The organism is Hominisplanchenecus murintestinalis, from assembly GCF_943193015.1.
In the GTDB taxonomy this organism is placed as follows: Bacteria; Bacillota; Clostridia; order Lachnospirales; family Lachnospiraceae; genus Hominisplanchenecus_A; species Hominisplanchenecus_A murintestinalis.
On sequence record NZ_CALPCM010000095.1, the window covers coordinates 1 to 3,173 of the forward strand.

The 3,173-nt window shown below is 42.8% G+C and carries 3 protein-coding genes and 2 pseudogenes; 1 reads left to right on the forward strand and 4 read right to left on the reverse strand.

Features of this window, described 5'->3' with window-relative positions:
• A partial coding sequence (locus NFR99_RS14960) for a beta/alpha barrel domain-containing protein (RefSeq protein WP_465221067.1) occupies positions 1–365 on the reverse strand: 365 nt, incomplete at its 3' end.
• A gap of 167 nt (positions 366–532) precedes the next feature.
• On the opposite strand from NFR99_RS14960, the gene NFR99_RS14965 reads away from it, so the two are divergent.
• Positions 533–859, forward strand: coding sequence for a winged helix-turn-helix transcriptional regulator (locus NFR99_RS14965; protein WP_120486483.1), 327 nt, complete (start codon positions 533–535; stop codon positions 857–859).
• Positions 860–1,018: 159 nt separating this feature from the next.
• Here the strand turns inward: NFR99_RS14965 and NFR99_RS14970 are convergent.
• The 3 genes and pseudogenes from NFR99_RS14970 to NFR99_RS15515 form a co-directional block, all read right to left on the reverse strand.
• Positions 1,019–2,183: pseudogene (locus NFR99_RS14970) on the reverse strand (lysozyme family protein); the annotation flags it as partial.
• On the reverse strand, positions 2,183–2,527 hold the full coding sequence (locus tag NFR99_RS14975; RefSeq protein WP_465221066.1) for a sigma-70 family RNA polymerase sigma factor: 345 nt from the start codon (positions 2,525–2,527) through the stop codon (positions 2,183–2,185). The pseudogene NFR99_RS14970 and the gene NFR99_RS14975, both read right to left, overlap by 1 nt.
• Before the next feature lie 472 nt (positions 2,528–2,999).
• Positions 3,000–3,173, reverse strand: a pseudogene (locus NFR99_RS15515) (IS110 family RNA-guided transposase); the annotation flags it as partial.

Sequence of the window (3,173 nt, forward strand, 5' to 3'; positions counted from 1 at the left end):
AACATATCTATTGCCTGTTCAGATAAGCGTTCCACAACTTTTATATAATCATTTACTGTATTACCACAAACATTAACAATTACCTTTGTATTAAATTTTTGTAGGAATGGAATATCCCTCTCTAAGAAAACATCAATTCCTGGGTTTTGTAGACCAACAGCATTTATCATTCCACTAGCTGTTTCCATGATTCTGGGCGGTGGATTTCCCTCCCACGGATAGTAAGAAACACCTTTTGTAACAACAGCACCTAATTGGTTCAAATCAATAAATTCGCTATATTCTTGTCCTGAGCCAAATGTTCCAGAAGCAGGCATAATTGGATTCTTAAAAGATACCCCCGCTATATTTATTGATGTATTTATCTCTCTCACCACCTTTCTTGCATCACATTATAGCAATCATTTATAAAAAGAAAAGTACTGTCTTTTTTTGTTTATAGTGCAAAAAAAGATACCGGTATCAAAAATACTAGTACCTTGAAAGAAATGGGACAGCGTAGTATAATGCAACTAAAAAACGGAGGGATTTTATGAGCAATATGAAAGCACCATTACCCCAATGTGTTGCTATGGTTAGGATTCAAAATATTTTAAGTGGAAAATGGAAAATAACAATATTGTGGTATATCGCTGAATATGAAGTACAAAGATTTGGAGAATTAAGAAGACGGTTAGGTGACATTACGCAATCAACTTTAACAAAGCAACTCCGTGAACTAGAGCAGGATGGTTTTATTTCCAGATACATATATCCAGAAGTCCCACCAAAAGTAGAATATTCTTTGACTGAATTGGGAAAAAGTTTTATTCCAATTTTAAAAGATATGAAAAGTTGGAGTGATACACATTTGTTTTAAATTATTTTAAGAAACCTATCACCAAACGAATATATTCCCAAACAAACAGAATAATTTTTTTATTTCCAAAATTACCAGTATTTTAGAGGATTGCTTTAGTAATCAACTGCCGATTATTATAAATGCAAACTTTAAAATTATTGCTGTGAAAATAGAAAATTATATGTGTGCATAAACCAACATTAAGTAGCTGTATATGCTAAAAATGTTTATATGTAAAGCAAAAGAGCCAGAGTTGCCCTCCACGGTATAGACCGTCCCATTCTCGCATTTCTCCACGATTCCCACATGGTCGATTGAGCCGTCGCTCCCCCAGTCAAAGAAAATAAGGTCGCCTGCCTGCGGCTCATAGTCCTTATCCTGCCATTGCCCTTTGCCCTTGAACCAGTTCACTCCGTCCGAACAGAGAGAGAATTTCGGGGTGATGCTGCTCTCCAGATACCCGTACTGGTCGGCACACCACGATGCGAAGCAGGCACACCACTCCACACGTCCCTCAAAGCCGTACCAGCTTCAATAAGGCTGACCGCCCTTGTTACCAAGCTGCGTCAAAGCAACCTCTACAATGGCTTGATTGCCGCCACTTGTAAACGCCCGTATGGGTAATAGCGTAACACATGGGCGGGGTACTGCGTGTCGCCGTATTTCTCCCAACCGAGCCGCTTCACCTGCATTGCGGAAAACTCCACTGCATTTGCATAGGAATAGCCGCCGTAGTTGGTCTTTGCCCATGAGATATACCTGTTGCCGAAGTTGTAGCCCTGCAAAGCGAGCTTGATGCGCTCCATGTCAATCGGATTCTCCACCTCGGCTGAAATGAGGGCAGCTTTCAGTTCCTGTACGCCGCACTCGATGTAATATTCGGGGGCTTTGATGCCGTTTGGCTCATGGGAGTATCTCTTGTTGAAGCTCCCCTCCGCCGCCTGTATCGGGTCGCTGCCTTTGCCGCCAGATTCCTGCATCATCACCGCCTTGATAAGCTCCACATATTCGGGGATTCCGTACTGCTTCGCATACTTCTGTATCAGCGGCGTGTAGGCTTCCACCTCCGCACTGACAGGGGTATAGGATGTGCTGTCGCCTTTGCGGTGGCTTTCGCCGTCTGTGCCGCTTTCTGGGCGGCTTTGGCGGACACTTTTGCCGTTTTCTGCGCCGCCTTTGCGGTCTGCTCGGTGGTCTTAATCGCTGTCTTGGATGTCGCCTTTGCAGTTTTCACGCCTTTTTCCGTCGCCTTGACCGTGCCTTTGTCTGCGGTCTTCATGGTTTTTTCCGCATTTCTGACGGTCGTCTTGATTGTCCGTTTTCCCTGCTGTCTTGTTTTTATCAACGAATTTGCCGCCGTCTGGGGCGTTTCCGTTCGGAAAACCCGTCAAAGAAAATTGCCTTTATCAATGCCTGCTCGCTATCTGACAATAAGGGCAGGGTATCTTTCAGCCTGTCTACCATCGCCACATTGACAACAGTTTCTGCAATGTCTACCGCTTCATCAGCTATGAAATCCAGAGCATTGCCCGCATCATCAACAAACCCATCCAAAGAAAGCAGGCTGTTCTTTGTATCCAGTTTCTGAAGATAACGCCACCGCTCTTTATCCCGATAGAAATCCGTGTATTGCTCTCGCACGACTTCAAGCAAACAGCCTTGAACAGGAATAAAAAGCTTGTCCATATAGGTCTAGTCGGCTTGCCTGCGGCGGCAGAAGTCCGTGTAAGATAGTTTGAACTGTAAAAATCCAGATGGAGAGGCGGAGAACGACACCGCATATCAGAAACAACCCTGCTGTATATTCCGATAAAAAACGACAAAAGAAAAACCGCAAAGGCACTGTGACCTTCACGGTTATAGGAAATGATAATTCTGTTATATGGAGATTGTACTTCTACCCTCATGGTGAGAAGTCTCGCTGCATAAGCAAGGATTTTTTTAACTGGCTTCCTGCCTTTCCCTGACATGCTATGTATAAATCAAATCTGCGTTGCATGAGCAGATAGATAACTGCCCGAAAAAAGAACATAAAAACCTGCTAACAAAAGTCAAGACTTTTTAGCAGGTTTTTAAATATATTTTTCGTATGAATTTTTCCCACGACAATTAGACCGGTGGAAAATCCGTTCTGCCGTATCCGCTGTTTTAGTTCTTTTTACTTCTGGTATACTTCCATCACACATGCATAATAAATCCTAAGGAATTTATTTAATCCCGCTATTTTTGCTGCACGTTTTGACTTTCCTTCTCTTTCTTTCTTCAAAATAAATCTATACACTGCTGCGTCTGCTGGCTCTTTATGGGTTTTCAGACATCTCATCACTTCATA